Source organism: Agrobacterium sp. 22-210-1, assembly GCF_053522525.1.
In genome coordinates this window covers 1588978-1615666 of the sequence record NZ_JBNWCI010000001.1, presented here as the reverse complement: position 1 = coordinate 1615666, position 26689 = coordinate 1588978, and the positions used below count along the sequence as shown (strand labels likewise).

Genomic DNA, 26689 nt, shown 5'->3' with positions numbered 1-26689 from the left:
GAAAATACGCCTGCAAAAGATCTCCGCGCCGTCTATGATGCTCTTGGCTCAACCGGGGCGATGAAATAGACTGCCCCCATGCCGTTTCGCCGCCGTGAACCCGTTGGTTTTTCAGAGAAGATTCGCGACCTCTTCTGGCCGCGTACGGGTTTTTCCCGTTCGCTGCGCTATATGAAGCTGCGTCTGCTAAGGCTTTCCGCCTCTCCACATTCGGTTGCTGCCGGCGTCGCCCTCGGTATCGGCGTGGCTTGGACGCCGTTTCTCGGCATTCATATCATCATCGCTATGGCGCTCGGTTTCCTCATGCGCGTCAATCTTGTTGCCGCAGCCCTCGGCACGACCTTCGCCAATCCACTGACATTTCCGTTTATATGGGCATCCACCTGGGAACTGGGGCATTTCATCCTCGGCCGCCAGAGCGCGGAAAGCGCTGCGCATGTGGATTTCGTTGCGCTGTTCAGCCATCTCGAATTCCGGCAGATATGGACACCCGTGCTGGAACCCATGACGGTCGGCGCGCTGTTTCCGGCTGTCATCAGCGCAGTCATCGCTTATATCGTCGTTTACGGCCTCATCAGCGGCTTCCAGCGGCGCAAGATGGAAAATCTTGCACACCGCGCCGCCAATAAGAACGCTTCTCTGGAGATGTTGAAATGATCATTGGATTGGGCAGCGACCTGATCGACATTCGCCGCGTTGAAAAGTCGATCGAGCGTTTCGGCGAACGTTTCACGCATCGCTGCTTCACCGATATAGAGCGCACCAAGTCCGATGGCCGCAAGAACCGCGCCGCCTCCTATGCCAAGCGTTTCGCCGCCAAGGAGGCCTGTTCGAAGGCGCTTGGAACAGGCCTTGCGAATGGTGTTTTCTGGAAGGACATGGGCGTCGTCAATCTGCCGGGCGGCAAGCCGACCATGCTTCTGACCAATGGGGCAGGGGAAAGACTGGCGGCCATGCTGCCGGCCGGCCACCGCGCCAATATCCACCTGACGATCACGGATGATTTCCCTTATGCTCAGGCATTTGTGATTATCGAGGCGCTTCCCGTGAATGGCTGAGACCCGGTGCGGCCGCATTGGCGGCCTATTTGCACCCTTGTCATAGAAGCGCTTCCCTTCGGGCTGGAAAGGTTCTAGAGAAGTCGCAGAAATATGAAAGCGTTGCCGGCTGTATGAAGAGTGCTTCATGCGGCGCAAGCACGACAAAACAACGGCCCCGATGCCTTCGTGAAACCGAAGAAGCCGGGAAACAATCAGGCAGGTCTCTAAGTGTCCGAAAAAGCTGAGAAGAAGCAGAACGCCCTCTGGGAGAACGTCAAGGTCATCATTCAGGCGCTGCTGCTGGCCATGGTCATCCGCACCGTGCTGTTTCAGCCCTTCACGATCCCATCAGGCTCGATGATGCCGACGCTTCTGGTGGGCGACTATCTTTTCGTCAACAAGTTCTCCTACGGCTATTCGAAATATTCGCTGCCCTTCTCGCCGAACCTGTTTTCGGGCCGTATTCTGGAATTCAGCAAGCCCAAGCGTGGCGATGTCGTGGTGTTCCGCCTGCCGCCCAATCCTGAAGTGGATTACATCAAGCGTCTCGTCGGTCTGCCGGGTGATCGCGTTCAGGTGACGAACGGCGTGCTGTTCATCAACGGTCAGCCGGTGCCGAAGCAGCCCGACGGCACCTTCACCTCGGATTACCGCGCTGATCCTGGCGCCAATGTGCCGGTCTTCCGCGAAACGCTGGATAATGGCGTCACCTATGACACGCTTGACCAGTCGCCCGACTCGCGCGGCGACAACACCCGGGAATTCCTGGTGCCGGAAGGCCATTATTTCATGATGGGCGACAACAGAGACAATTCGCTCGACAGCCGCTTCGATGTCGGTTTCGTGCCGGAAGAAAACCTGATCGGCCGCGCCAGCGTCATCTTCTTCTCGCTGGGCAACGACACGCCGTTCAGCCGCATTTGGGAATGGCCGGCCAACATGCGTTGGGACCGCCTCTTCAAGGTTGTGGAATGAGCAAGACCAAGCCGCTTTCGGCGGACGAGATTTCGCGTCTGGAAGCGTTGATCGGATATGAATTCAAGGAGAAGGCCCGGCTGGACCGGGCCTTGACCCATGCCAGCGCGCGCTCCGCCGCCGCCGGCAATTACGAGCGGCTGGAATTTTTAGGCGACCGTGTCCTCGGTCTCTGCGTCGCCGAATTGCTGTTCTCCACCTTCCGCAACGCCACCGAAGGTGAACTCTCCGTCCGTCTGAACCAGCTCGTCAGCGCCGAATCCTGCGCCGCGATCGGCGACGAGATGGGCCTGCACAATTTCATCCGCACCGGATCGGACGTGAAGAAACTGACCGGCAAGGCGATGCTGAACGTGCGCGCCGATGTGGTCGAAAGCCTGATCGCCACCATCTATCTGGATGGCGGGCTGGAGGCATCCCGCAGGTTCGTTCTGAAATATTGGCAAAGCCGGGCGACAAGGGTGGATGCCGGGCGGCGCGACGCCAAGACCGAGTTGCAGGAATGGGCGCATGCCAGATTTGCGACGACACCCGCTTACCGGGTTGACGATCGTTCCGGACCGGATCACGATCCAAGCTTCACCGTGACGGTGGAAATTCCCGGCGTGAAGCCGGAAACCGGCGTCGAGCGCTCCAAGCGCGCAGCCGAACAGGTGGCGGCCACCAGATTGCTGGAACGCGAAGGCGTCTGGCAGAAAAGCCCCACCAAAAACTGAGCACCCCACCTTAGGGTGCCAAAATCGAGCGCATGGCGGACCCTATGGCCGCATGTTGAATACCTCTGACCTTGATGGATATCATGACCGATCACGAAAACCCCGCCATTGAAGGCGAAGACAACAACCTTCCGACCCGTTCCGGCTTTGTGGCCCTCATCGGCCCGACCAATGCTGGCAAGTCGACGCTGGTCAACAGGCTGGTAGGCGCCAAGGTTTCGATCGTCAGCCACAAGGTGCAGACGACGCGCGCCGTGATGCGCGGCATCGCCATTCACAAGAATGCGCAGATCGTTTTCATGGACACGCCCGGCATCTTCAAGCCGCGCCGCCGGCTTGACCGCGCCATGGTCACCTCCGCCTGGGGTGGGGCAAAGGATGCCGATCTCATCCTGCTTCTGATCGACAGCGAGCGCGGCCTGAAGGGCGATGCCGAGGCGATCCTTGAAGGTCTGAAGGACGTTCCGCAGAAGAAGATACTCTGCCTCAACAAGATCGACCAGGTGAAGCGCGAAGACCTGCTGACGCTGGCCGCCGCCGCCAATGAGAAGGTCGCCTTCGATCGCACCTTCATGATTTCGGCCACCAATGGTTCGGGCTGCGAAGACCTGATGGATTATCTGGTGGATACCCTGCCGGAAGGTCCGTGGTATTATCCGGAAGACCAGATTTCCGATCTGCCGATGCGCCAGCTCGCCGCCGAAATCACCCGCGAGAAGCTTTTCCTGCGCCTGCATCAGGAACTTCCCTATGCCTCGCATGTCGAGACGGAAAAGTGGGAAGAGCGCAAGGATGGCTCCGTGCGCATCGAGCAGGTGATTTATGTGGAGCGCGACAGCCAGAAGAAGATTGCACTCGGCAAGAACGGCGATGCGATCAAGGCGATCTCCACCGCCTCGCGCAAGGAGCTGTCGGAAATCCTCGAGCAGCCGGTCCATCTCTTCCTGTTCGTCAAGGTGCGCGAGAACTGGGGCGATGACCCCGAGCGTTTCCGTGAAATGGGACTGGAGTTCCCGCGGGGTTAATACGCATCTCAATTTCATTCCTGTGACAAGCACAGGAATGAAGGCGCTGGGGAATGGAACGACGCATAAAGAACGAACTGAATATCTTCACCCACCATCGGGAACCGAATGCGTTCGGGCGGGTTGTTCCAAAACAATTGGGCGCAACCTTTTTTCGATGACGGATATTCATGTCGCCAAAAAAACCGAACGGAATTTCCACCACGCCGTGTCAACAATGTCCCCTGCGTGACCTGCCGCATTTCAGGGATTTCGCCCCTTCCGAACTCGATTTTGTCTCTCGTTTCAAAACGGGGGAACTGGCGGTGGAAAGCGGCTCTGTCATTTTGATGGAAGGGTCGCACAGCGCCCACCTCTATACCGTGCTGCATGGCTGGGCCTTCCGCTACAAGACGCTGGAAGACGGCCGGCGGCAAATCCTCAACTATGTCATGCCGGGCGATCTTGTTGGCCTGCAGGGCACGGTCATGGGGGAAATGCAGCATTCGGTCGAAGCGCTGTCACCGGTGACGTTGTGCGTTTTCGAACGATCACGCCTCAACAACCTCTTCACCGATCATCCGACCCTTGCCTATGACCTGACCTGGATCGCGGCAAGCGAGGAACGCATGCTTGACAGTCATCTGCTCAGCATCGGCCGGCGCACTGCGCTGGAGCGCGCCGCCTATCTCATTGCGTTTCTTTACAGCAAGGCAAAGGCGGTCGATCTTATGCGCGGCGAAACACCAATTCCCGTCACCCAGCAGCATGTGGCCGATACGCTCGGCCTTTCCATCGTCCACACCAACAAGACCTTGAGAAAGCTTGTTGATCGCGGTCTCATTCGCTGGACGGACAAGGGCTGTCTGGTGCTCGACAATGCCGGATTGAGCCATGTGGCCGGCTGGGAAAGCGACGAGAAGCGGCAAAGACCCTTCATCTGATCTTCTTTCGACATGTCTTTTTTAAATGACGGTTGGGTCGCAATTTGCGACTGCTAAGCCATGGTGCTGGAACATCACTTTGAAGGCCGTGGCGCGCAGCCAGTTGGCGCCCCTCCTGTTGAAAGAAGAAAACATATGGTGCCACAACGGGTTATCATCGTTGAGGATGAATATCTGGTGGCGCTTGATGTCGAGGCGGTTCTCCAGTCCATGGGTGTCGAAATCATCGTCATCGCAACGACGCTTGCGCAGGCGCGGCAGACCGTCGAGCAGGACGGCGCCGATTGCGTGCTTCTCGATGTCAGCCTTTCCGACGGCATGAGTTATGATTTTGCGCGCCAGCTGCGTGAGGCCGGCATTCCCTTCGGTTTCGTCAGCGGTTATGGCGATACGACAGGGTTTCCCGACGATCTTTCGCAGGCGCCTCTGCTCGGCAAGCCTTTCGGAGAAAATGAAATCATGGATTTCGTTCTCGGCCTTGTCGGCGTTTCGAGTGACACCGTAAAAGAATAACGTTTCGCCGAAGGATCGGTTATGATCCGGCTTGAATCGAAATTCGGACAGGTTTCATGCAGTGGCAGGATGAGGCAATCATTCTCGGCGTAAAACGCCATGGCGAGACGAGTGTCATCGCCGAGGTGATGACCCGTACGCGCGGCCGGCATCTCGGCATGGTGCGCTCCGGTCGCTCCCGCAGCATGCAGCCGGTGCTGCAGGCGGGAAACCGGGTGGATGTCATCTGGCGGGCACGACTTGACGACCATCTTGGCGAATACCGAATCGAGCCGCTGCAATTGCGCGCCGCGCAACTGATGGAAACGGCGACCGCTGTTTACGGCGTCCAGGCCATGGGCGCGCTTCTCAGGCTTTTACCGGAGCGCGACCCGCACCCGCATCTTTATCAGGCGCTCGATATCATCCTCGACAATCTTCATGAGCCGGCCGATGCCGGGGAATTGTTCGTGCGGTTCGAACTCGCGGTGCTGAACGATCTGGGTTTCGGGCTTGATCTCACCGAATGCGCGGCGACGGGGCTGCGCACCGATCTCATTTATGTGTCGCCGAAAACGGGCAGGGCGGTTTGCCGCACGGCGGGGGCGCCCTATGCGGAGCGGATGCTTTCGCTGCCCGCTTTTCTCGGTGAGGGCCAGTCTAAAGCTGCCGATCCCGAAAGCCTCGCGGCGGCCTTCCGCCTGACGGCGCATTTCCTCAACCGGCATGTCTATGATCCGCGCGGCCTGAATGAAAACGCCGCCCGCGACGGTTTCGTGCAGGCGGCGCTGAAGGCGCTGCAGCGCAGGGCATCACCGCCCGCGCTTGATAAGGCCGTGTAGTCTCAGGCCATTGCAGGCCGCGGTGCGGGCCTTTCCTGAATGGGCCAATGCACGATGGCCGCAAAAATCCCCATGCCGACGCCAAGCCACCAGACGAGATCATAGGACCCCAGCCGGTCATAAAGGAAGCCGCCGAGCCAGACGCCGAGGAACGAGCCGATCTGGTGCGACAGGAACACGACACCGCCGAGCATGCCGAGGTGGCGCGTGCCGAACATGATTGCCACCAGCGCGTTTGTGGGCGGCACGGTGGAAAGCCATAGAATACCCATGACAGCCGCGAACAGGATGACCGAAAGTGGCGATTGCGGCAGGAGCAGGAAGGCCGTCACGACAACCGAGCGGGCAATATAGATATAGGCCAGCATATAGGGCTTCGAATAACGCTGGGCGATGACGCCGGCGGCCAGCGACCCGATGATATTGAAGAAGCCGATCATCGCCATGGCAATGACAGCGTAACGCGGTTCGATGCCGATATCACCGAGATAGGCCGGGAAATGCGCGGTGATGAAGGCCACCTGAAAACCGCAGACGAAAAAGCCTGTCGTCAGCAATAGATAGCTTTTATGGCCAAGCGCTTCCCTTAGTGCTTCGCCCGCCGTCTGCTGGAATTGTGTCTGCGACTGGCTGCCGGAAGAGGAATTGCCGCGCATGGGAATGGCGAGCAGCGGCACCAGCATCATCATCACGGCAAGCCAGACGAGGCTGTTCGACCAGCCATAGGCGGAAATCAGGCCCTGGCTGATCGGTGCGAACAGGAACATGCCGGCAGAGCCCGCCGCCGTGCCGATGCCGAAGGCGAGCGAGCGCTGCTGCGGCGTCACATGGCGCGCAAACGCCGACAGGATGACGCTGAACGAACCGGCGGCGATGCCAAGCCCGACAAGCACGCCACCGCCGAAATGCAGCCAGAAGGGCGAGGTGTCGAAGGACATGCAGATGAGGCCGGCGGCATACAGAAAGCCTGACAACACGAGCACGCGGCCCGTGCCGTATTTATCGGCGATTGCGCCGAAGAAGGGCTGGCCGAGACCCCAGAAGAGATTCTGCAAAGCCATGGCGAGGCCGAAGGTGGAACGGTCCCAACCGGTATCGGCCAGCATCGGCAGCTGAAAAAAGCCCATGGCCGAACGCGGCCCGAAGGTCATGACGGCAATCAGCGACCCGGCGGCGATAATCAGCCAGGGCATGGTCTGGCGTGTGGCTTGCAACATGAAATTCTCCTGCTGCAGCATGCGCCTTGGAGATGGCGCAAATCTTCTGCAGATTCCCTCTGATCGGCATGAATATTAGCTTTTGTCAGCCGTCCCCACTAGCGACTTTTCTTGACCCCCATTATTCATGGGATTGATGGGATGCCCGCACATTATTGCCGGAATTCCGGAGAGATGACGATGAAGCAGAATATTTACGACGACCCCGGGTTCTTCGAGCGCTACAGCGCCATGCCGCGCTCCGTGGAGGGGTTGCAGCAGGCCGGCGAGTGGCACGAACTGCGCGCCGTGCTTCCGCCGTTGCAGGGCCGGAGCCTTCTCGATCTCGGTTGCGGTTTCGGCTGGCATTGCCGTTATGCGGCAGAGCAGGGGGCGGCCCGTGTCGTCGGCGTCGATCTTTCGGAGAACATGTTGCGCCGTGCCGCCGAAATAAATGGCGGGTCCGGTATCGAATATCGTCGGGCGGCGATCGAGGACATCGATTTTGCGTCCGAAAGCTTCGACGTGGTGCTGAGCTCGCTCGCTTTGCATTACGTCCGCGATCTCGATGCGGCATTCGCGAGGGTGTTCGCCGTCCTGAAACGCGGTGGCGATTTCGTCTTTTCCATCGAGCATCCGGTGTTCACGGCTCTCGAAAAACAGGACTGGTGCTACGGCGAAGATGGTGAAATCCTGCACTGGCCGCTCGATAATTATCAGGACGAGGGCGTGCGCCATTCCAACTGGATGGCGGATGATGTCGTCAAATATCACCGCACGGTGTCAGGCGTTCTCAACAGCCTGCTTTCCGCCGGCTTTGCCCTGACGCGTCTGGCCGAGCCGAGGCCCGATCCCGCTTTGCTTGCGGAGCGACCGGAGTTGAAGCACGAGGACCGCCGCCCGATCTTTCTGATCGTCAGCGCCCGCAAGCCGTGATGGCATGACGGGCGCTGCAACGCCCGTGGCCTAGCGTCTCTTGATCGCCCAGCCTTCCGTCCGTTCCTCGACCACCTTGGCCACGTCGCCGACCGACAGTCTGCCCTGACCGCGCGGCGTCACGTTCCAGCCGAACAGCGGGCCGGGCACGCGCCGATCACCCGACATGCGGATGCGGCCCATGGCTTTCATGGGCGAGGGCACATCGCGGGAGCCGGTTATCTGGTCCTGCGTGGTCATGATGCAGCGGGCGCAGGGTTTTACGAGATCGAAACGAATGCCGCCGATCTCGATAGCCGCCCAGCGGTCCTCGGCCCATGGCTCGTCCGTATCAAGCACGATATTGGGCCGAAAGCGCTCCATGCCAACAGTGTCTTCGCCATTGGCGCGCATATTGTCGTTCAGCGCGGCGAGCGAGGCGGTGGTGGTGACGAGAATCTGATAGCCGTCCGCAAAGGTGACGGGCGTTTCGTTACCCGTCCATTCGAGGCTCGCAATGCGTTTTGAGGCATCATCGAAGAATGCCAGCTTCACCTCGCGCCCCAGCCATGCCGAGAGCGTAGTGTTGGTCTCGTCATCGGCGATGTTGGCGCTGACGATCGATTTCCACACTGCCACATCCATGCGCTGGCCGGACGGTCTTGCGACGATCTCGCCACCCTTGTCCCGCGCAAGCGCCATGCCGCCATCCTCATGCCGCGCCAGAACCGTGGCGATGGAAGGCAATTCGCGCTGGGTGATGAAATGGCCGGAAGGGTCGATCAACATGGCGCGACGGTCGCCGGGCAGGCCCTCGTCCGAAACTGCGCTCTCGGAGAGGGGAATGCCGCGCGCGCTTTTCAGCGGATAGATGTTGAGTTCGGTCACACGCATCCTGGATCTCCTCAAATCTCGTCGAGAAACAGGTCGAGCACCTGTTTCAGCCGCTCATGGCGGGCCTTGGCCATCTGCCGCCCCGTCTCGGTGCGAAAGCCGTCTGCCAGTTTGAAAAGCTTGGTTTCAAAATGGTCGATGGCAAAGGCGCGGTCGTCGAGCGGTCGGTCCTTGGCCAGCGGATCGGCCGGATCATAAAGCGCCGAGCCCATGCGCCCGGCAATATAAAAGCAGCGCGCCGCCCCAACCATGCCGATGGCATCCAGCCGGTCGGCATCCTGAAGGATTTTTGCCTCCAGCGTCTGCGGCGCGATATTGGCCGAAAAGCTGTGGGTGGTGATGGCGTGTGCGGCGGCGTCGATATCCTGCTTCTGCCAGCCGAGCCCGGCCAGAATGCCGGCCGCCTTTTCCGCCGCAAGCCGTGAGGCCTGCGCGCGTAGCGGCGAGTTCTTTTCCACCGCCACGCAATCATGCAAAAGCACGCTGGCTGCCAGCACCGTGCCATCGCCGCCTTCGTCCGCATGGATGCGCATGGCGTTGCGGAAGACGCGGTGAATATGGGCAAGATCATGCGAGCCGTCGCCGGTATCGGCGGCGTGCGGTATCAGGTCCTGCGCAAGCGCCGCATAGGGCGCGAAAGCCTCGGCCGCGATCATGCCTGCGGCTTCCGGGTCAGGATTTTCTGGTAGAACAGGCCGATGCCGATCAGCACCGCGCCCAGCCCGATGAAGGACAGCGCCCTGAGCACGCCTTCAAGGTTGCTCATGTCGATGAGGAAGGCCTTGGCAACGGAAATCAGCACGAAGGCGGCGGATGCCAGACGCAGGCTGCGGGCATTGAAGCGCGAACCGAGCACCAGCAGCAGCACGCCGATCAGCAGCCAGACCACCGAATAGCTGTAGGTCTCACCCTGCAGGAAACCCTTCCAGTCGGCGATGTTTTCGCCCTGCCAGAAGCGGCGGACCGAAAGCGTTGCCCAGGCAAAACCGAGTGCGGCGCCTGCCACCGCCAGCATGCTGACATAGGGCGGGGGACGTTTTCCCCGCGCATAATAGGCAAGGCCGCCATAGGCGAGTGCCGGCAGGAGATAACCGATCAGCAGCAGGTTGAGGACCGGAATGCGCCCGGTATTTTCGCCGGTGAAATAGGGGTTGAGCGTGAAGAAATGCATCGTCAGCACATTGATGACGGCGATCACGCCGGCAATCATCGAGCCGTAACGGAAGACGGGGCTTGGGCTTTTCAGGTCGAGCGTCATCAGCACGCCGGAAAAACCGATGGTCAACAGCGTGTAGATCGACTGTTCGCCAAGCGTCGGAACGCTGTTATCAAGCGTGCCGCCATTCATCGCGTGGCGGATGAGGATGGCGACGGCCAGAAGCCCCATGACGCTGGCAATCGCCTGCAGGAAGTTCTTCGCCCTGACCCCCGGCCAGTCGCGCAGCAACCAGGCGGAAGCGACGGCCAGCAGCGCGGGAATGCCATAACCCGGCAGAAGCGCGTTGAAGACAGGCGTGAGCCCAAGATTTTGTGGCCCGACGATGGTGGGTTCCCAGGCGATGCGGCCGAGAACGGCAACGCTTGCCACGGCCATCACCCAGGGCAGCACATCCCAGTTGCGGTAACGGCTGGCCAGCACATAAACGAAGCCGATGACCGAAAGCAGAACGGTTGTCGCAAGCCCTTCCGTCAGCGTGTGCAGGCTGAGCGCGAAGGCGGCGAACGAGCCAAGCACGAGAATGTTGAGCGGCTTGCGATAGGCCTCGTTGTTCTGTCGGTGCAGCCATTCTGCACCGGCAATCAGCACGAAGCCGAGACCGAGACCATAGGCGGCGTGCAGCCAGTCGCGGCCGAGATTGCCGTATTCGACGAAGCTTGCCGTTGCCAGCCAGACGGGGAACAGCGCGGCAATACCTGCCCAGAGCTGGGCGAAATCCGCATCGTCGGCGCCCTTGCGTTTCAGGAAGGAGAAGGCGCACAGCACGAAGACGGCGCCAAGACCAAGCGCCATGGCGATTTCAGCCGTATAGCCTGTTCCGACGGGCGGAAGCGTTACGCCGGTATCGTTGATAAGGCCGATGAAATCGATGCCCTGCCGTGACATCAGCGCCACCGCCGTCTGCGCACCGAGTGCTGCAATGATGGCCGGCCACACCGCATAATGGCGGGCGGCGCCAAGGGCCGCGAGTGCTGCGATCAGCGCCGAGACGATCAGCGCCGGGTGAGTGTCGATGCCGCCACTGGCGAACAGGAAGCCGATGGCGGGCAGGATGACGGCCATCGATACGGTGAGGTTGATGGCAAGCGACGGCCGCAGCAGAAGCCGAATGGCACGGATGGCGCGCCGCTCCGGGGCGGCGGTTTCACCGGCGTCTGCCGGCGGTGTGTCGAATTGTTTCCCGGGCCACAGGAAGATCGTGCCGGCCAGCAAGACGAGCAATGCAAGTGTTGGTGGTTCGGCATTGATCGTCTCGGAAAAGCCGATATAGCCAAGCGCCCAGAGGCCAAGGCCGGCATTGGCAAGCGACGGGACCACGGTCCAGCCCTGCCTGCGCGCTGCAGCCGCCGTCGCCAGCCACGAGATCGTCAGGAAAACGAAAAGCGCCCAGATATTTGGTGTTTCGCTGGAAATCAGCGCTGGCGTCAGCATCGAGCCGAGAAGACCAAGCCCGGCCAGCGCCTGCCCATGCAGAAGCGACAGGCCAATGGTGGCAAAGGCGACAAGCCCGAGCAGGATGAAGGCCGTTCCTGAGCCGATATAACCGTAAATGCCATAGGCGGCATAAACCACGCCGAACAGCGTCAATGCGCCGGCCGCCGTCAGCACGCCCGGTATCATGGCGTTGGAATAGGCGGCGGCGATGCCCGGCACGGCCTTGCGGCGGATCGCCTCGCCGGCAAGCCCGAGAACGAGGCCGAAAATGGCGGCGAGCGAAAGCCTGACCGCCGGGCTGAGCAGCCCCGATTCGATCGAATATTTGACGAGGAAAATACCGCCGAGCGCAAGCGCCAGCCCGCCGGCCCAGACAGCCCAGCGCGCGCCGAGCAGGCTTTCGAAGCTTTCTTTCGTGGCCGGCGCGGACGCGGTCTCGTTGGCGAGCGCAGGCGGCGCTTCTTCACTGGCCACGTCCTCAGCTTCCACTATCGCGGCGGCTTCTTCAGGCTCGGAGGCGTATTCAGCTTGGGAAGCCGCTGCTCCGGGCAAATCCCGGTTTTTCTCTTCCGCCTCGAAATCCGTGTTTTCCACAGACTCCACGCTTTCAGCCTGTGCCGTCGCGGGAGACGTCACCCCGGCAGCCATCAATCGCTTGAGATTGAGAACCTCGCGTTCCAGCGATTTGATTCGGCTTGAATTACGGATGCTCGCGACCAGCGTGTATATAAAGGCCGCGATGAGGGCGAGGATGAGAAACGGGATTTCCAAACGGGCTCTCCAATTACGAAGCTGTTTTTAAAGCCCTTTTGGCGAATTTATGCAAGGCCCGGTTGATGAATGGCAGGGGGAAACAGGGAGCGAGCGGGTCCCACTTGTTTCTTCTCCCCGCCGGGGAGAAGCCCGCGGCAGCGGGATGAGGCGGCGAGGGTAGTGGTTTGCGGAGAGCTTGCCCCCTCATCCGACCCTTCGGGCCACCTTCTCCCCGGCGGGGAGAAGAAATGGGCGGCACCCGCTCGGCGCATGCCCATCTATCGAAAATCAGGAAGCATCCGCCAGCCAGCTCCGTGCCGCTTCTATATCGGCAAGCCCCAGATCATGCCCGTCATCCAGCATTTCCACCCGTGCCTCTGCGCCGCTCGCCGCAAGCCGGCCTTGCAGCTCGGCTGCTCCGTCGCGGTATTTGTCGCGTTCGCCGGCGACGAGCAGGAAATTCCGGCCGGAAAGATCTGTTTGCGGCCATGTATCGAGAACCGGCATGGGGCGGTAGAGCAGGGCGTCTCCGGCAAGGCCGGGATAAAGTGCGGCAAAGGCCGCATAGAAATTCGCGCCATTCGAATGGCCGATAAACCGCAACTTCGAACGATCAAGACCATAGGAGCGGACCGCACCCTCGACAAAGGCGGCAAAGGCCTCCGCTTCTGCCGCAATGTCATTCTGGTCGAAGCTGAAATCGGGGAAACGCCGGAACCAGCGGGCAATCTCTTCTTCCGTGCTTCTGCCGCGCACGCCTAAAAGTGTCGCGCCGCGCGCGGCCCTGTGTGCCAGCGGCATCAGGCTCGTTTCGCTGCCGCCCGAGCCGTGCAGCAGGATGATGGTGCTGCCATCCGGCTCCTCCGGCGTATAGAACCGATGCACGAAGGGCAGGTCGCGATAGATGATGCGCTCCTCGCCCGGCATGGAGAATTGCGGCAGGGCGACGCGCACATCCGCCTCGTCCTTCATGAACAGCGGCGGAATGAACAATTGTTCGCCAAGTGCTTCCAGCGGTTCGTCGATCGTCATGCCGGGGCCGTCGGTTGCCATTTCGATCAGCACGCCGCCCGGTTCGCGAACGTACAGCGAATGGAAATACTTGCGGTCATGGGCATTGGTGGTGCTGGAATTGAGCGATTTCAGCCCGGTGAGAACCGCATTCAGCTCATCCATATTCTCTGCGCGGAAGGCGATATGGTCGACCGTGCCGGTGCCCGGTGCGCTGGACCAGAAGCCGGTGGCATCGCGCACGTCGATGATGTCGCCGCTGTCGGACACGAGCCGGCGGATCGCACCGGTCTGGCTTTCCTGCCGGTAGCCGAAGTGCTTTTCCAGAAACGCCACGGTCTCTTCCGGTACTTCGCTCAGCATCGTCGCACCATAGATGCGTCGAATCGCGTCCTGCGCAGAAATGTCGTCTGTCACATGCGGCGTGGCATCGGCAAAGGCATGGGTGCCGACCAGCTTGACGATCAGGCCGTCAGGGTCTTTCAGCCGGATGACCGGCTCGCCGAATTCATCGGATGGGCCCTCGGCGCGGATGCCGAATTTCAGCGCCCGCGTCAGCCAGAAACCGATGGCGGCAGGATCGATCGCTACCGAGACTTCCAGTGTCTGGCCATAACCGACACGGCCCTGGCCGCCATCTTCCCAGACGAGAAATGTCAAAAGCGAGCCGGGCGAGGCGATGTCGTCGCCATAAAGCAGGTGAAGCTGCATGGCGTCTTCGAAGCCGGCGGTGCGCTTGACCAGCTTCAAACCGAGAAAACCGGCGTAGAAATCGACATTCGCCTGCACCTTCCGGGTGATCATGGTGATGTGGTGTATGCCCAGTGCAGAATTCATCTTGCGGTCCCGTCGTTTCGCCTGCTGTTCGTGGCCCTATTTGTCCTACGCTGCGCCTGATCCGCAACCCCGGCAAATGAGAACGCTGTGTTCTCTGCGTGAACGATATTGCTTGCGCTTCGTTGCACACACGCTGCGCAGAAACTGAGCTTTTTGCCTCCATATCGATCTGAATTGCATATTAAATAAGCATACAAAATAATGGCTATTTTGTATGCAATTTTATCTTGCCTTGAGGGTGGGAATTGGCTCTTATGCAACCAATCCAACAAAACCATCAGGGGGAATAGATGTTCTTAACGCGCAGGTTGTTGTCCAAAGGGCTAGGCATCGCTGCCATCGGCGCCGCCGCCGCAATGGTGCTGCCGGTGACGGGCGCTTATGCCGAAACGCCGGTCAAATTCACGCTCGACTGGAAATTCGAAGGTCCCGCCGCCGGCTTCCTGCTGGCGCTCGACAAGGGTTACTTCAAGGCGGAAGGGCTCGATGTCACCATCGACAGCGGCAATGGTTCGGTGGAAGCCATTCCGCGTGTGGCGACGGGCGCCTACCAGATGGGGTTCGGCGATATCAACTCGGTGATGAAGTTCCTCGACGAGGATCCTAGCCAGAAGATCAAGGCCGTTTATATGGTTTATGAGCGCCCGACTTTTGCCGTCGTCGGTCGCAAGTCGCTCGGCGTCACGGGTGATCCGAAGTCGCTGGAAGGCAAGAAGCTCGGCGCGCCGCCGCCGGATGGCGCCTTTGCGCAATGGCCGGCCTTCAAGCAGGTCGCGGGTCTCGATGAGAGCAAGATCAAGATCGAATCGATCGGTTTTCCCGTGCGTGAACCGATGCTTGCCAAGGGAGATGTCGATGCCGTCTTCGGTTTCGCTTTTTCGGTCATCCTCAACTTGAAGAAGCAGGGCATTGCCGATGACGACATCTCGACCATCCTGATGGCCGAGCACGGCTTGAATCTTTATGGCAATGCGGTGTTGGTAAACACTGATTTCGCTGAGAAAAACCCTGATGCCGTGAAGGGGTTCCTCAAAGCGCTTGCCAAGGGTTTCGCCGATTCCGTCAAGACCCCGGAAGAGGGCGTGGCGGCGGTGCTGAAGCGCAATGAGACGCTCGACAGCGCCATCGAGCTGGAACGCCTCAACATGGCCAACAGCATGAACATCAAGACGCCCTATGTGGTGGAAAACGGCATGGGCGGCGTTGATCCGGCCCGGCTTGCGGCTTCCATCGAGACTTTGAAGGTTTCCATGGGCCTGAAGGGCAATGTGAAGGCGGAGCAGGTGTTCGACGCGACCTACCTGCCTGCCAAGGAAGAGCGCATGCTTCCCTGAGGGAGTAGAGCGAGCGGGCGCCGCGAGTTTCTTCTCCCCGTCGGGGAGAAGTCCGCGACAGCGGGATGAGGGGGCAAGCTCTCGGTCTATCGCTGACGTCGCCCCCTCATCCGACCCTTCGGGCCACCTTCTCCCCCTCGGGGAGAAGAAACAAGCGGCAACGCTGCGGGATTAAACGGCCTGATCAGCAACTTAAAACGGGAACAGCAATGTCACATCTCGTGGAAATAGACAGCGTCGACATGCGCTACGGCGGGTCAGCCGGAACGCTGGCCGTATCCGGTTTGAACCTGACGGTCGACAAGGGCGAATTCGCCGCCGTGGTCGGCCCCTCCGGCTGCGGCAAGTCCACGCTGATGAAATTGGTGACGGGACTGCATATTCCGCAGAAGGGCAATGTCATCGTTGCCGGGCGGCAGGTCACGGAGCCGGTCTCCATCGTCGGCATGGCGTTTCAGAACCCGACGATGTTGCCCTGGCGCACGACGCTTGAGAACATCCTGCTGCCGCTCGAAATTGTCGAGAAACACCGCCGCCGTCTGCGCGCCCACAAGGCGGAATATGTCGCAAAAGCCGAGCGCCTTCTGGAAATCGTCGGCCTGAAGGGCTTTGGCTCAAAATATCCATGGCAGCTTTCCGGCGGCATGCAGCAGCGCGCCAATCTCTGCCGCGCGCTGATCCACGAGCCGGATCTGCTGATGCTCGATGAGCCATTCGGTGCGCTCGATGCCTTCACCCGCGAGGAATTGTGGTGTGTCATCCGTGACCTGCACGCCGCGCAGCGCGTGACCATCATTCTGGTAACCCACGATCTGCGCGAAGCGACCTTCCTCGCCGACAAGATTTTCGTGATGAGCGCAAGGCCGGGCCGCGTGCTGGCGGAACATCGCGTTCCCTTCGCCCGCCCGCGGCAACTCGATCTCATGTATGACAAGGGTTTTAACGACATGGTGCAGGCACTGCATGGCGAAATCGCGCAGGCGAGGGTGGCGGCATGAGTGCGATCATGGAAAGCACCGTTACGGCTGAGCCGCGCAAGCCGCTGATTGCCCGCGTCAACTGGGTGAAGGCGGCCCCCTGGCTCTATACGCTGGCGCTCTTCGTGCTGTGGGAATTGCTGGTATATGCGCTGAAAATGCCGCCCACCATCCTGCCGTCGCCCGTGAGAGTAGGTCAGGCCATCCTGCAATATTGGTCGCCGATCTGGAAGAATTCGCTGCAGACGCTTTATACGACGACTTTGGGCTTTGCCATCGCCGTTGTCGCCGGCCTTGCCATCGGCCTGTTCATCGGCTGGTCGAAAACCATTTATGCCGGGCTTTATCCGTTGATGATCGGCTTCAACGCCATCCCGAAAGTGGCGCTGGTGCCGATCCTTGTCATCTGGTTCGGCATCGGCACTGTCCCCGCCGTGTTGACCGCCTTCCTGATTTCCTTCTTCCCCATCGTCGTTAATGTCGCCACTGGTCTTGCCACGATCGAGCCGGAAACCGAGGATGTGCTGCGGGCGCTGGGCGCAAAGAAGATGGACATCATGCTGAAGGTCGGCATTCCGCGCTCCATGCCTTATTTCTTCGGCTCGCTGAAAATCGCCATCACGCTCGCCTTCGTCGGCTCGGTCGTCTCGGAGACTGTCGCCTCAAATTATGGCCTCGGCAACATGATGAGTTCGGCGCAGAGCCAGTTCAACGTGCCGCTGGTCTTTGCGGGCCTCCTGATGCTCGCGGTGGAGGGCATCGTCATGTACGCCATCATGGCCTGGCTGGAGAAGCGCATGACCGGCTGGGCGCATCGCTCGACCATGGGGCAGTGAGTCTTTCTTCTCCCCGCCGGGGAGAAGATGCCCCGAAGGGGTAGATGAGGGGGCAAGGCCAGCGATAAACCGAGAGCTTGCCCCCTCAACCCGCTACCGCGACCTTCTCCCCCTCGGGGAGAAGGCGAAAGACGCGCTCGCTCGGCATTCTCCAAACCGTGGAAACCCGTAAGCCTGCAATGGTTCAATGCGCCGCCATTTCCTTGACGATATCAGCGCCGTCCATCAGGAAGGGATAATAGGTCGGCCAGTTGGTGACTTCGTCCAGCAGGGCCTTTCGGTCATTCCCCCAGTAGAGATGGTAGTGGCCTGCCTTGACCGGGGCGATGGAATGGTCGCTGAACTGGATGAACTGCGGAGCGGCCTCGTCGCCGGAGGTCTTCTTGAAGATGTATCTTACGCCGCGATTGCCCTTCTTGTAGGTCAGGATTTCCTGACCGTCGCTGGCATATGTGCCTTCGACCGGCTTGCCTTCCTTGTAAAAGGCCACGCTGTCGCCCTTGATGACGATGCGGTTCACATCCGTCTTGTAACCGATGTCGTAATAGGCGCGATATTCTGCAGCCGTCTTGTCGCCATGGGCGGCTTTTTCGGCCATGACGGAATCAAGCGAGCCGTTCAGCAGGTAGGGATAGACAGACTGCCAGTCGCCGTCCCAGTCGGAAAGCGTGCGCGGCTTCACCTGGGCGTCTTCGAAATAGCCGCTGTAAATCTTCTTTTCCGCCTCGGTCATCTGGTGGCCGTGATCGTGCCCATGGTCATGGCTGTGGGCGGCGGATTTGTCACCCCCGGCGGCCGTGGCAGCGGCTGCCACCAGCAGCATGGAACCAAGTGCCACCGCGCCGGTGACGAGGATGTGTGTCTTCTGCATTGTTTCGGCCTCTCATATCTGTCATCGAAAAGTCGGTTACGTAATAACATTACAAGTCGACCTATAGAGGTGTCTTTTGCAGGACGCAAGGCGGGAGCGGGCGGGCCATAATGAAAAAGCGCGATGGCCGGTAAGGCCACCGCGCTTGAGAAATGGAGGAGGGCAAAAAGAGAGCTTGAGGCCTCAGGCGGGCTGCGCGCTCACTTCCGCCTTGCGTTCATCAAAGGCGAGTTTCATCGCCTTCGTCACATCGCGGGTCGTGGCGAAATAACTGTCGCTGCGCACCCAATAACGCAATTTGACCGTCGCGCTGTCGGCGCTGACGGAATCGACGAAGGTGATGGGGGAGGGGTCCAGCAGCACCCGGCTTTCCGAGCGCACCACGCGCATCAGCATATCCTGTGCAGCAGCCAGATCGTCGTCATTCTTGACCGTCAGGCTCAGCTCGTGGCGGCGTGAGGGAAAGCGGCTGTAATTGGTGATCGGTACATTCCAAAGGGTGGAATTGGGTGCGAGGCGGTAAAGCCCATCGCTGGTCTTGAGCTCGGTGGCAAACAAACCGATTTCCACCACGGTGCCGCTGACCGTATTGGTCTCGATATATTCACCGACCCGGAAGGGGCGCAGCACCAGAAGCATGATGCCGGCGGCAATGTTTTGCAGCGTGCCCTGCAGCGCAAGGCCGATGGCGAGACCGGCAGCACCAAGGGCCGCGAGAATGGAAGCCGTCTGCACGCCGAACTGGCCAAGTACCATCACCAGCACCAGAATAAGCACGACATAACGGATGGCGCCTGCGAAGAAACCGGCCAAGGTCTCATCGAAACCGCGAATGCGCGACAGGCCCTGAAAAGCCCAGCGCTGCAGGAAGGTGGCGGCCAGCCAGCCGACGATCAGCAGCAGAAGCGCGCCGACGATCGAAAAGGAATATTGCACCGCCAGCGCGCTCGCCTGCCGCACGGCCGCCTGCGATGCGACGATGATATCCGTTGCCTGTTGTTCCATGAATTATCCCGTGATTTTCATTGCTGTTCAGGGTTGGTAACGAACGGGTGCCGCAGGGGTTCCGCCAAAAATCGGGGGTCAGCCGCCAAGCGGCAACACGAAAGGCACATTGCCGTCGGTATCGGCACCCCTGCCGATCGCCTTGATTGCCTTGACCAGCCGGCCTTCACGCGCCAGCAGCCGATCGCCGATGGCAATGATGCGGGCATTGGGCGTGACATAGGGCGAGACGGCGCGCAGGCGAAGCGCAAGCTCGTTATCGTCCTGATCCGGATAAAGGCTGAGTGCTGCAATGACGGCGGCGGCCGGTGAGCGCGAAATCCCCATCCAGCAATGGATGAGCAGCGGTGCGGACTGATCCCATTCCCGCGCAAAATCGATGAGCTTCAGCACATGCGCATCATCAGGGGCGATAAGATCACCGGTGCCCTTGAAGGCGATGTCGTTCATGGCAAGCGTCAGATGCCGGTCGGCGGCAATCACCGCCGGGCGGTGAAAGCTCTGCTCCTTGGCGATCAGTGTCACCATTTCGCGGGCCTTGTGCTTCACGGCCATTTCCGCGATCCGCGACAGCGGCGATACCACGATGGCCGTCATTTGGCGCTCCCGGTCTTGGTTACGCGCAGCGCCTCGATTGCTTCGAAACGTTCGATGAACAGTCTTTGCGCTTCCGTCGACGGCAGCGGCGTGATGGTGAACATGTCGCGGGTGATGCCGCGCGGCAGCCCGAAGAATTTCTGCGCCTCGGCGGTGGAAAAACCGGCAAGCTCCGTCGCCTCGAAAAAGGCGGCAACCGTATCGGCCTTCTTGATGCGGTCCTTCAATTCGCGTGATGCATGCGGCGGCAGGCCGAACCGCAGATGCACGGCGGCCTCCAGCCGTTTTTCCACGGTCTTGTAACCGCCGCCAACCACGGATTTGAACGGTGAGATCATGTCGCCGATGACATATTCGGGCGCATCATGCAGAAGCGCCATCTGCATGTCGCCGGGCGTCGCATCCGCGCACATGCGGCAGAAAATCGTCTCGACGATGAGGCTGTGCTGGGCGACGGAAAAGGCGTGATCGCCGCGCGTCTGGCCGTTCCAGCGGGCAACGCGGGCAAGACCATGGGCGATATCGGCGATTTCCACGTCGAGCGGCGAAGGATCGAGCAGATCGAGCCGCCGCCCGGAGAGCATGCGCTGCCAGGCGCGCGGACCTTTTGCGGCAGCCACGCCTAGTCCTCCGTCCGCGCTGCCGGATCGGCGGCCGGGAAGGAAAGGCCACTCCAGGCCGGCAGGGCCACGGTTACGGTGGCATTTTCCGCAATAAGCGGCGTGCCGGCGGCAAGCGCATCGGCAATGCGATCGATCCGCACAATGGCAAGAGCGTTGTTGCCGCAAACGGTCCCAAGAGTGCCCACCGGTTTTCCGTTGGCGGTAATCTCCGTCCCGGTGGCGGGAAGCGGACCTTCCGCCGAAACGGTAACGACGCGCCGCCTTGCCGTGCCTCGATGTTTCATGCGTGAGACGACCTCCTGGCCGACGAAGCAGCCCTTCTTGAAGGAAACGCCGTCATTCACATCCATCAGCACATCATGGGGAAAGGCATCCTGCAGCGCATAATCCCGGCCGGATTCGGCAATGCCGTGTTCGACGCGCAGCGCATCATAGGCTGCAGCGTCGCCGGAGGCCGATGCGCCCGGCACGCGGAATAGGTCGACCCCTGTCTTGGCGAAACGCCCATCCTTGATGCCTGCTTCCGGCGCATTCTCGTTCCAGAAAACGCTGACGCCTTCGGTGGCTTCGGATTTCAGATCGACCGGCGCGCGCAGCTTGTACATGGTCAAGCGGCGCAGCAACGCATCCTGCTCGGCAGCACCCGTCTCGATCAGGTAATCCGTTCCGTCGCGCGCAATCAGGAAATCGAACAGGATCTTGCCCTGCGGCGTCAGCAGCGCCGAAGCGCGGGCTTCGCCCTCGCCCAAATTTTCAACATCGGCGGTGATGAGATTGTTCAGAAATTCCTCGGCGCCTGTGCCGGAAACTCTGATCAGGCGGCGGTCGGCAAGAAAGGCGGAAGGCATGGCGTCACCGTTCGGTTCATCGAGACTGCGCGATCTCCGGCAAAATGCAGATGCACTTTGCCGGACGGCTCATTCCGCACAGTTAGGATTTTTACCGGAGAACGGCAAGCACCGTGAGGCGATCAATCGCCAGCGGTGAAGAACTTCCACTTGCCATCAGGCGAAATGCCGATGCGGTAAAAGCTGTAATTGCCGTATTCCTGCATATCCGCCAGATCGCCCGCCGTAATGATGCGCAAGAGCTCCACCTTTTCCGGCGGCGTCAGCGTATTCAGCGGCTTTCCGGCGAAATAGGGGAAGACATAGGCTTCGTCCGGCGTGCCGGCATCGATATGGGCATAACCGGTCGACAATAGGTCGATGATGATCGCCAGCACTTCCAGCCCGTCGGGATCGCCGGAATAGCTTTTCAGTGCCGCGATCGGGTCTTCACTGTCGCTGCCGTCGATACGGAATGCGTTCTGGCCGGCGGCGATGAAGGGCCGCAATTTTTCGATATCACCCGAAGCGGCTGCGTCGATGATCTGCTGGCGCAGCTTGCGAACGGCTTCCGGGGCCTTGGAAATGTCGTGCTCGATGACGACGGACATTTCCGGAGCATTGTCGGGCTTGGAGGATTGCTGCTTGGTCTGGGCAGCGGAACGGTCGACCAGAGGGTCGGGCAGGGGAATACCTTCCGAATCACCTTCGATCTCGTCCGGCTCCGCGGGCTGAGCCTGCTGCGGCTGATCGCCATTCTGGGCCTGCGGCTCGCTTTCGGTGTTTTGCGCCGGTTTCAGCTCGGAAAGGGCGAAAGCGCGGTTCGGCAAGCCAACCGACCCGGCGGTCAAAGCAAGCACGATGGACAGCATGGCGGAAGAGCGCAAAAGCCCCTTGCTCAGGCAAGACATGATAGACCCCGGCTTTACTGTATCACCCGCTGCGGAGAAAATTCGCCTTCAAGCATGCGCTGGCGCAGCGATTCCAGCATTGCTTCAGCGCCGGCTTCGCCATGCATGCGAATGGTTTCGCGCATGGCCAGAGCAATGGCGGCATCGGCGATGATCTCAGGCTCGATGCCGTCGGCCATGCCGTCGGCCCATGCCTCGTTCTGGTGTTCCAGAGCGACCTGCATCTTTTCATGCACGATCATATCGTCGATTTCGTTACGGCTCGTCTGCATTTTTCATCCTCGACAGGGCGGGCAAGTCCTTACCACCCTGTTAACAACACTATCAGTCTTTTATCAAAACGGCACGGCCTGCGGCGAAAAGAGGTTAACAATCCGCTAATTTCCGAACCGCGACGCGATTTCCTGAGCGAGTGTTGCCCCTTCGTTACGGTAGTTCTCTTCTGCCATGACGGCGGCGCGTGTGCAACTGGTGTGGATGGCCGCAAAGGAGCGGTATCCACGGTTGAATGCAGCCGTCATGCGCTGGCGTCTTTCGGGTTCGTTGGCCGTGTCCGCAGCCAGAAGATCGCTCATCGATCTGCGCCAGTCCTCCGGACCGGAAGAAGGGCACAGGGTTCTTAAATATTGCACCGCGCCCAGTATTTCGGAAAGCCGTGCCAGCTTGTCGTCATAAGGTGCGGGTTTGGGCGGCGTTACTTCCGCAGGTCGTACTTCCTTGGAAGCCGCTTTTGAAGGCTGCGCATAAGCGACGCCTTCTTGCCCGGCCGGTAACATGGTCAGGAAAAGAGACAGGAAAATGGTTGATCGTATCAAAATTCTATTCTGCCCCACACATACTCGTGAACTACTGGCTCGTGAACTACTGGCTCGTGAACATCCGGCGAGCGGACATGCCCTAAATAATCGCGATTCTGGCTGGCTGGCAATCATGCAAACAGGCGCTCGGCGCATTCGACGACGCTTTCAGGTGCCGGCAGCCGGCGGATTTCCGCCAATGTGTACCAGCCCGCATCCGCCGCATCGTCGGCCGCCGTCACGGCCGGATCGGCATCCGTTTCCACCGTGAAGACGGACAGGAAATAATGGCTGGTCAGCACGCCGTCTGCATTGCGTGACGGCAGGTCATAGGTCGCGAAGAGTTGCGGTTTGCGCGCCACGATGCCGGTTTCCTCGTGAAGTTCGCGAAGTGCGGTCTCGGCCGGTGTTTCTCCCTCTTCGCCACGGCCGCCCGGAAAGGCGAACATGTCCTTTGACGGTGGATTGGCCCGGCGCACGAGAAGCAGCCGGTCGCCATTCCTGACGATGGCGGAGGAGGCGGGGCGGGGCTTGATGCGAAGGGTCATGAAGGGTTTCACTCGTTTCGGCCGTCTCCGGCCTGTCTGCATATTGTGGTGCGAGAGCGCCAATGCGCCCTTTCGGATAAGGCGCGGAGGCTCTAACCTGTTGAGAACAACACGCTCTATTGTGCACGCAGAAGACGGTGGAATGAAGGTCTATCTTATCTATGTATTGGCGGCACTTGCGGAAATCGCCGGTTGCTTCGCCTTCTGGGCCTGGCTGAAACTCGGCAAGCCGGTCTGGATATTATTGCCGGGCATGCTGTCGCTTGCCGCATTTGCCTGGCTGCTGGCACTGGTGCCGACCGAGACGGCGGGCAGAGCCTATGCCGCCTATGGCGGGATTTACATCGCCGCATCGCTTCTCTGGCTCTGGGGCGTTGAAGGGCAGGTGCCGGATAAATGGGATGTCGCCGGCGGCGCCGTCTGCCTTGCCGGCACGGCCGTCATTCTGTTCGGCCCACGCGCCTGAGGAGAAGATCATGTGTGGACGTTTTGTCCTGAAGGCGACGCCGGAAGAAATCGCCGATTATCTCGACCTGATCGGGCTTGAGGATTTTCCCGCCCGTTTCAACATCGCGCCCACGCAACCGGTTCTGGTGGTGCTGGAAGGCGAGCGGCAGGAGCGCGGCAGCAACCTGCCCAACCGCCGGGCCGTGCTGGTCCGCTGGGGTTTTCTGCCGGGCTGGGTGAAGGATCCCAAGGATTTTCCCTTGCTCATCAACGCGCGTTCGGAAACCGCCATCGGCAAGGCATCCTTCCGTGCCGCCATGCGCCATCGCCGTGTGCTCATTCCCGCCACTGGCTTTTATGAGTGGCGACGACCGCCGAAGGAGGAGGGCGGCAAGCCGCAGCCCTATTTCATCCGCCCGAAAAACGGCGGCATCGTCGCCTTTGCCGGCCTTATGGAAACATGGTCCTCAGCCGATGGCTCGGAAGTCGATACCGGTGCAATTCTCACCACCGCTGCCAATGCCGCGATCGGGCGTATTCACGACCGCATGCCTGTTGTCATCGCGCCCGAGGATTTCAGCCGCTGGCTGGACTGCAAGACGCAGGAATCGCGCGAGGTGGCCGATCTGATGCGCCCGGCGCAGGACGATTTCTTCGAGATGATCCCGGTGTCGGACAAGGTCAACAAGGTCGCCAATGTCGGCGCTGACCTCATCGAGCCGGTGCCGGAAACCGCGCCGCTGGCAAAGATCAAACCGCCGAAGGATGAAGGGCAGATGTCGCTGTTTTAACGTCTTTGCGTGGCGCGCGAGGCTAGTTATTTACGGCTGGACGTTGCCGCACATTTCTTCTCCCCGCCGGGGAGAAGGTGGCCCGAAGGGTCAGATGAGGGGGCGACGTTGCCGAAATTCGGAGGGCTTGCCCCCTCATCCCGCTGCCGCGGACTTCTCCCCGGCGGGGAGAAGAAACAAGCGGCACCCGCTCGGCCCATGACCCTATCTACGGGAAAATCTCAGCTGTTCTGCCCCATCTTCTTTAAGCCTTCCTGGATCATCACGTCGGAATACACCCGGTTGCGGCCATTCGCCTTGGCGAGATAGAGCAGCTGATCGGCGGCATTCAGCTGGTTGTCGAAAGGTTCGCCCTTTTCGATTTCCACCACGCCGAGCGAAATCGTCAGCGCCAGGCTGCTGCCGCTGAGCTGGCGGCCATTGCTTTCAACAGCGCCGCGCAGCTCCTCGCAGAACTGATAGGCGGCACGGGCATCAAGCCCGCGCAGGAACACGGCGAACTCCTCGCCGCCGAGGCGGGCGGGAATATGGCGCTTCTCATGGCACATGTCGTGCAGCAGTTCGGCAAGCTTTTTCAGCGCCCGGTCGCCGGCATCGTGCCCGAGTGTGTCGTTGATCTTCTTGAAATGGTCGATGTCGAGAATGGCGACCGCGCCGTTTTCGTCGTTGTCGTTGATGATATCCATCAAGGCCCGGGTACGCTCGAAGAAGGAGCGGCGGTTCGGCAAGCCGGTCAGATGGTCGCGTTCAGCCAGTTCACGCAGGCGCTTCAGCTGCTTCAGCGTTTCGATATTATTGTCGATACGGCACTGCAATTCTTCCGGCACGAAGGGGCGATAGACGAAATCGGATGCGCCTGCCTTCAGGAAGCTTGCCGAAAGCAGCCGGTCGGTGGAGGACGAGATGCCGATCACCCTGAGATCTTCCGAGGAACGACTGTCGCAGATACGGCGCGTCAGCTCATAACCGTCCATGTCAGGCATATGGTAATCGGTGATGACGAGCTGGATCGATGGGTCCTGCGACAGGATTTCCAGCGCCCGGTTGCCCGAATGGGCCTCGCTGACCTTGAAATTCTGCCGCTCCAATATTTCCACCAGGCCGGAACGCGCCGTGCGCGCGTCATCGACCACCAGAACGGAAAAGCGCCGGTTGGTCAAAATCCGGTCAACGGTCTTGACCACCGCATCGACGGTGCGGTGCCCGTCCTTGACGATATAATCGATGATCTTCTTTTCGGCGTAACGTTTGCGTGCCTCTTCATCCACCGTTGCGGTGAAGACGATCGCCGGCACCTTGTGCTCGGAAAGAAGAGCTAAAATCTCGCCCTTTGGTGCGTCAGGCAGGTTGAGCCCCGTCAGCGCCAGCGTGAAATCATGGGCGCGCAACAGCGTATCGGCGGCGGCCATGCTGTCACAATGAATGACCTCAGCTTCGGTCTCTTCCGAGAGCCGCGACTTCAGCAGCATGGAAAGAGCAACGGAATCTTCAATCAGAAGGATTTTATCCTGCATGGCCGTCCCAAGCCCCCCTGGCCTGTCTTCGCACGCTTTCCCGAACACCGGATATTCGTCATCCGCATGTCTGCGGATTGGGAAGTCGGCTTATGCATTGTTTTGGAAAAAACTGCGAAAAATAGAAAATTCTTTGTTATTCACTAGTCTATACGTTTGCGCTCGTACAGACGTTTCGTAGAGGCCGCGCTTTTTACTTCACTTTCGTTGCTGCTTCGTTACAAAAAGTTCCTGAATTTATGAATACCGGCCGTTCATGCTGCATACCGGATAAAAAAACGGCGCCGTTAAAGGCGCCGCGCGATTGCTGAAATTGTGCCGGGGAATGTTGATTCTAGA

The 26689-nt window shown here is 60.1% G+C and carries 29 protein-coding genes; 14 read left to right on the top strand and 15 right to left on the bottom strand.

Annotated elements, in window-relative coordinates; translation table 11 throughout:
• Positions 1-78 precede the first annotated feature (78 nt).
• From ACQZ5F_RS08085 to recO, 8 genes are all read left to right on the top strand, one after another.
• The gene (locus ACQZ5F_RS08085; RefSeq protein WP_052820316.1) at positions 79-657 is read left to right on the top strand and encodes a DUF2062 domain-containing protein; all 579 of its coding nucleotides are present in this window, start codon (positions 79-81) and stop codon (positions 655-657) included.
• Complete coding sequence (gene acpS, locus ACQZ5F_RS08080; RefSeq protein ID WP_225339992.1) at positions 654-1058, top strand: holo-ACP synthase; 405 nt, start codon at positions 654-656, stop codon at positions 1056-1058. The genes ACQZ5F_RS08085 and acpS overlap by 4 nt, the downstream gene beginning before the upstream one ends.
• A 210-nt stretch (positions 1059-1268) precedes the next feature.
• Positions 1269-2015: a signal peptidase I gene (gene lepB, locus ACQZ5F_RS08075; RefSeq protein ID WP_046798756.1), complete on the top strand. Its 747-nt coding sequence runs from the start codon at positions 1269-1271 to the stop codon at positions 2013-2015.
• Positions 2012-2731 carry a ribonuclease III gene (gene rnc / locus ACQZ5F_RS08070; protein WP_046798757.1) on the top strand — a complete coding sequence of 240 codons (720 nt, stop codon included), beginning with the start codon at positions 2012-2014 and terminating at the stop codon, positions 2729-2731. The genes lepB and rnc overlap by 4 nt, the downstream gene beginning before the upstream one ends.
• 74 nt (positions 2732-2805) lie before the next feature.
• Complete coding sequence (gene era, locus ACQZ5F_RS08065; protein WP_046798758.1) at positions 2806-3756, top strand: GTPase Era; 951 nt, start codon at positions 2806-2808, stop codon at positions 3754-3756.
• 170 nt (positions 3757-3926) lie between these two features.
• Positions 3927-4679 (top strand): Crp/Fnr family transcriptional regulator, encoded by a 753-nt coding sequence (locus ACQZ5F_RS08060; protein ID WP_046798760.1) that lies wholly within the window; start codon positions 3927-3929, stop codon positions 4677-4679.
• A gap of 135 nt (positions 4680-4814) precedes the next feature.
• Positions 4815-5192 (top strand): response regulator, encoded by a 378-nt coding sequence (locus ACQZ5F_RS08055; RefSeq protein ID WP_046798761.1) that lies wholly within the window; start codon positions 4815-4817, stop codon positions 5190-5192.
• Between the two features lie 56 nt (positions 5193-5248).
• Positions 5249-6013, top strand: coding sequence for a DNA repair protein RecO (gene recO, locus ACQZ5F_RS08050; RefSeq protein WP_149897990.1), 765 nt, complete (start codon positions 5249-5251; stop codon positions 6011-6013).
• A gap of 2 nt (positions 6014-6015) precedes the next feature.
• Here recO and ACQZ5F_RS08045 read toward each other — a convergent pair whose 3' ends face one another.
• A complete protein-coding gene (locus tag ACQZ5F_RS08045) occupies positions 6016-7230 on the bottom strand; it encodes an MFS transporter (protein ID WP_448730561.1) in 1215 nt (404 codons plus the stop codon).
• 180 nt (positions 7231-7410) lie between these two features.
• Between ACQZ5F_RS08045 and ACQZ5F_RS08040 the strand changes: the two genes are divergently transcribed.
• Complete coding sequence (locus ACQZ5F_RS08040) at positions 7411-8145, top strand: class I SAM-dependent methyltransferase (protein ID WP_225339989.1); 735 nt, start codon at positions 7411-7413, stop codon at positions 8143-8145.
• A 30-nt stretch (positions 8146-8175) separates the two neighbouring features.
• On the opposite strand, the gene ACQZ5F_RS08035 is transcribed toward ACQZ5F_RS08040, so the two are convergent.
• From ACQZ5F_RS08035 to ACQZ5F_RS08020, 4 genes are all read right to left on the bottom strand, one after another.
• Positions 8176-9018 carry an MOSC domain-containing protein gene (locus tag ACQZ5F_RS08035; protein ID WP_052820319.1) on the bottom strand — a complete coding sequence of 281 codons (843 nt, stop codon included), beginning with the start codon at positions 9016-9018 and terminating at the stop codon, positions 8176-8178.
• 11 nt (positions 9019-9029) lie between these two features.
• The gene (locus tag ACQZ5F_RS08030; RefSeq protein WP_046798764.1) at positions 9030-9674 is read right to left on the bottom strand and encodes an HD domain-containing protein; all 645 of its coding nucleotides are present in this window, start codon (positions 9672-9674) and stop codon (positions 9030-9032) included.
• Entirely contained in the window at positions 9671-12442 is a 2772-nt protein-coding gene (locus ACQZ5F_RS08025) for a DUF2339 domain-containing protein (protein WP_225339988.1), read from the bottom strand. Before ACQZ5F_RS08025 ends, ACQZ5F_RS08030 begins: the two co-directional genes overlap by 4 nt.
• Positions 12443-12712: 270 nt before the next feature.
• Positions 12713-14272 (bottom strand): VOC family protein, encoded by a 1560-nt coding sequence (locus ACQZ5F_RS08020; protein WP_225339987.1) that lies wholly within the window; start codon positions 14270-14272, stop codon positions 12713-12715.
• Between the two features lie 290 nt (positions 14273-14562).
• On the opposite strand from ACQZ5F_RS08020, the gene ACQZ5F_RS08015 reads away from it, so the two are divergent.
• The 3 genes from ACQZ5F_RS08015 (at position 14563) to ACQZ5F_RS08005 (ending at position 17419) form a co-directional block, all read left to right on the top strand.
• Positions 14563-15606 carry an ABC transporter substrate-binding protein gene (locus ACQZ5F_RS08015; protein WP_052820322.1) on the top strand — a complete coding sequence of 348 codons (1044 nt, stop codon included), beginning with the start codon at positions 14563-14565 and terminating at the stop codon, positions 15604-15606.
• Positions 15607-15815: 209 nt separating this feature from the next.
• On the top strand, positions 15816-16604 hold the full coding sequence (locus ACQZ5F_RS08010) for an ABC transporter ATP-binding protein (RefSeq protein WP_175414448.1): 789 nt from the start codon (positions 15816-15818) through the stop codon (positions 16602-16604).
• Positions 16601-17419: an ABC transporter permease gene (locus tag ACQZ5F_RS08005; RefSeq protein WP_046798769.1), complete on the top strand. Its 819-nt coding sequence runs from the start codon at positions 16601-16603 to the stop codon at positions 17417-17419. Before ACQZ5F_RS08010 ends, ACQZ5F_RS08005 begins: the two co-directional genes overlap by 4 nt.
• Positions 17420-17603: 184 nt before the next feature.
• On the opposite strand, the gene ACQZ5F_RS08000 is transcribed toward ACQZ5F_RS08005, so the two are convergent.
• The 9 genes from ACQZ5F_RS08000 to ACQZ5F_RS07960 all read right to left on the bottom strand — a co-directional run bounded on the left by ACQZ5F_RS08000 (position 17604) and on the right by ACQZ5F_RS07960 (position 23598).
• Positions 17604-18290 (bottom strand): metal-binding protein ZinT, encoded by a 687-nt coding sequence (locus ACQZ5F_RS08000; protein WP_225339986.1) that lies wholly within the window; start codon positions 18288-18290, stop codon positions 17604-17606.
• 183 nt (positions 18291-18473) lie between these two features.
• Complete coding sequence (locus ACQZ5F_RS07995; RefSeq protein ID WP_137083918.1) at positions 18474-19295, bottom strand: mechanosensitive ion channel family protein; 822 nt, start codon at positions 19293-19295, stop codon at positions 18474-18476.
• A gap of 78 nt (positions 19296-19373) precedes the next feature.
• On the bottom strand, positions 19374-19892 hold the full coding sequence (locus tag ACQZ5F_RS07990; protein ID WP_046798772.1) for a tyrosine phosphatase family protein: 519 nt from the start codon (positions 19890-19892) through the stop codon (positions 19374-19376).
• Positions 19889-20512, bottom strand: coding sequence for an HD domain-containing protein (locus tag ACQZ5F_RS07985; RefSeq protein ID WP_046798773.1), 624 nt, complete (start codon positions 20510-20512; stop codon positions 19889-19891). The genes ACQZ5F_RS07990 and ACQZ5F_RS07985 overlap by 4 nt, the downstream gene beginning before the upstream one ends.
• 2 nt (positions 20513-20514) lie before the next feature.
• A complete protein-coding gene (gene ygfZ, locus ACQZ5F_RS07980) occupies positions 20515-21363 on the bottom strand; it encodes a CAF17-like 4Fe-4S cluster assembly/insertion protein YgfZ (protein ID WP_225339985.1) in 849 nt (282 codons plus the stop codon).
• A 122-nt stretch (positions 21364-21485) separates the two neighbouring features.
• Positions 21486-22253: a hypothetical protein gene (locus ACQZ5F_RS07975; RefSeq protein ID WP_052820326.1), complete on the bottom strand. Its 768-nt coding sequence runs from the start codon at positions 22251-22253 to the stop codon at positions 21486-21488.
• Between the two features lie 14 nt (positions 22254-22267).
• Positions 22268-22525 (bottom strand): hypothetical protein, encoded by a 258-nt coding sequence (locus ACQZ5F_RS07970; protein ID WP_003496894.1) that lies wholly within the window; start codon positions 22523-22525, stop codon positions 22268-22270.
• Positions 22526-22630: 105 nt separating this feature from the next.
• Positions 22631-23068: a TIGR02301 family protein gene (locus ACQZ5F_RS07965; protein ID WP_225339984.1), complete on the bottom strand. Its 438-nt coding sequence runs from the start codon at positions 23066-23068 to the stop codon at positions 22631-22633.
• 113 nt (positions 23069-23181) lie between these two features.
• Positions 23182-23598: an NUDIX hydrolase gene (locus ACQZ5F_RS07960; protein WP_052820328.1), complete on the bottom strand. Its 417-nt coding sequence runs from the start codon at positions 23596-23598 to the stop codon at positions 23182-23184.
• Positions 23599-23740: 142 nt separating this feature from the next.
• Between ACQZ5F_RS07960 and ACQZ5F_RS07955 the strand changes: the two genes are divergently transcribed.
• Together ACQZ5F_RS07955 and ACQZ5F_RS07950 are read left to right on the top strand one after the other, a co-directional pair.
• Positions 23741-24064, top strand: a complete 324-nt coding sequence (locus ACQZ5F_RS07955) for a YnfA family protein (protein ID WP_448730562.1) — start codon at positions 23741-23743, stop codon at positions 24062-24064.
• 10 nt (positions 24065-24074) lie between these two features.
• Positions 24075-24836, top strand: coding sequence for an SOS response-associated peptidase (locus tag ACQZ5F_RS07950; RefSeq protein WP_225339983.1), 762 nt, complete (start codon positions 24075-24077; stop codon positions 24834-24836).
• 221 nt (positions 24837-25057) lie between these two features.
• Here ACQZ5F_RS07950 and ACQZ5F_RS07945 read toward each other — a convergent pair whose 3' ends face one another.
• Positions 25058-26350 (bottom strand): GGDEF domain-containing response regulator, encoded by a 1293-nt coding sequence (locus ACQZ5F_RS07945; protein ID WP_225339982.1) that lies wholly within the window; start codon positions 26348-26350, stop codon positions 25058-25060.
• Between the last annotated feature and the right edge of the window lie 339 nt (positions 26351-26689).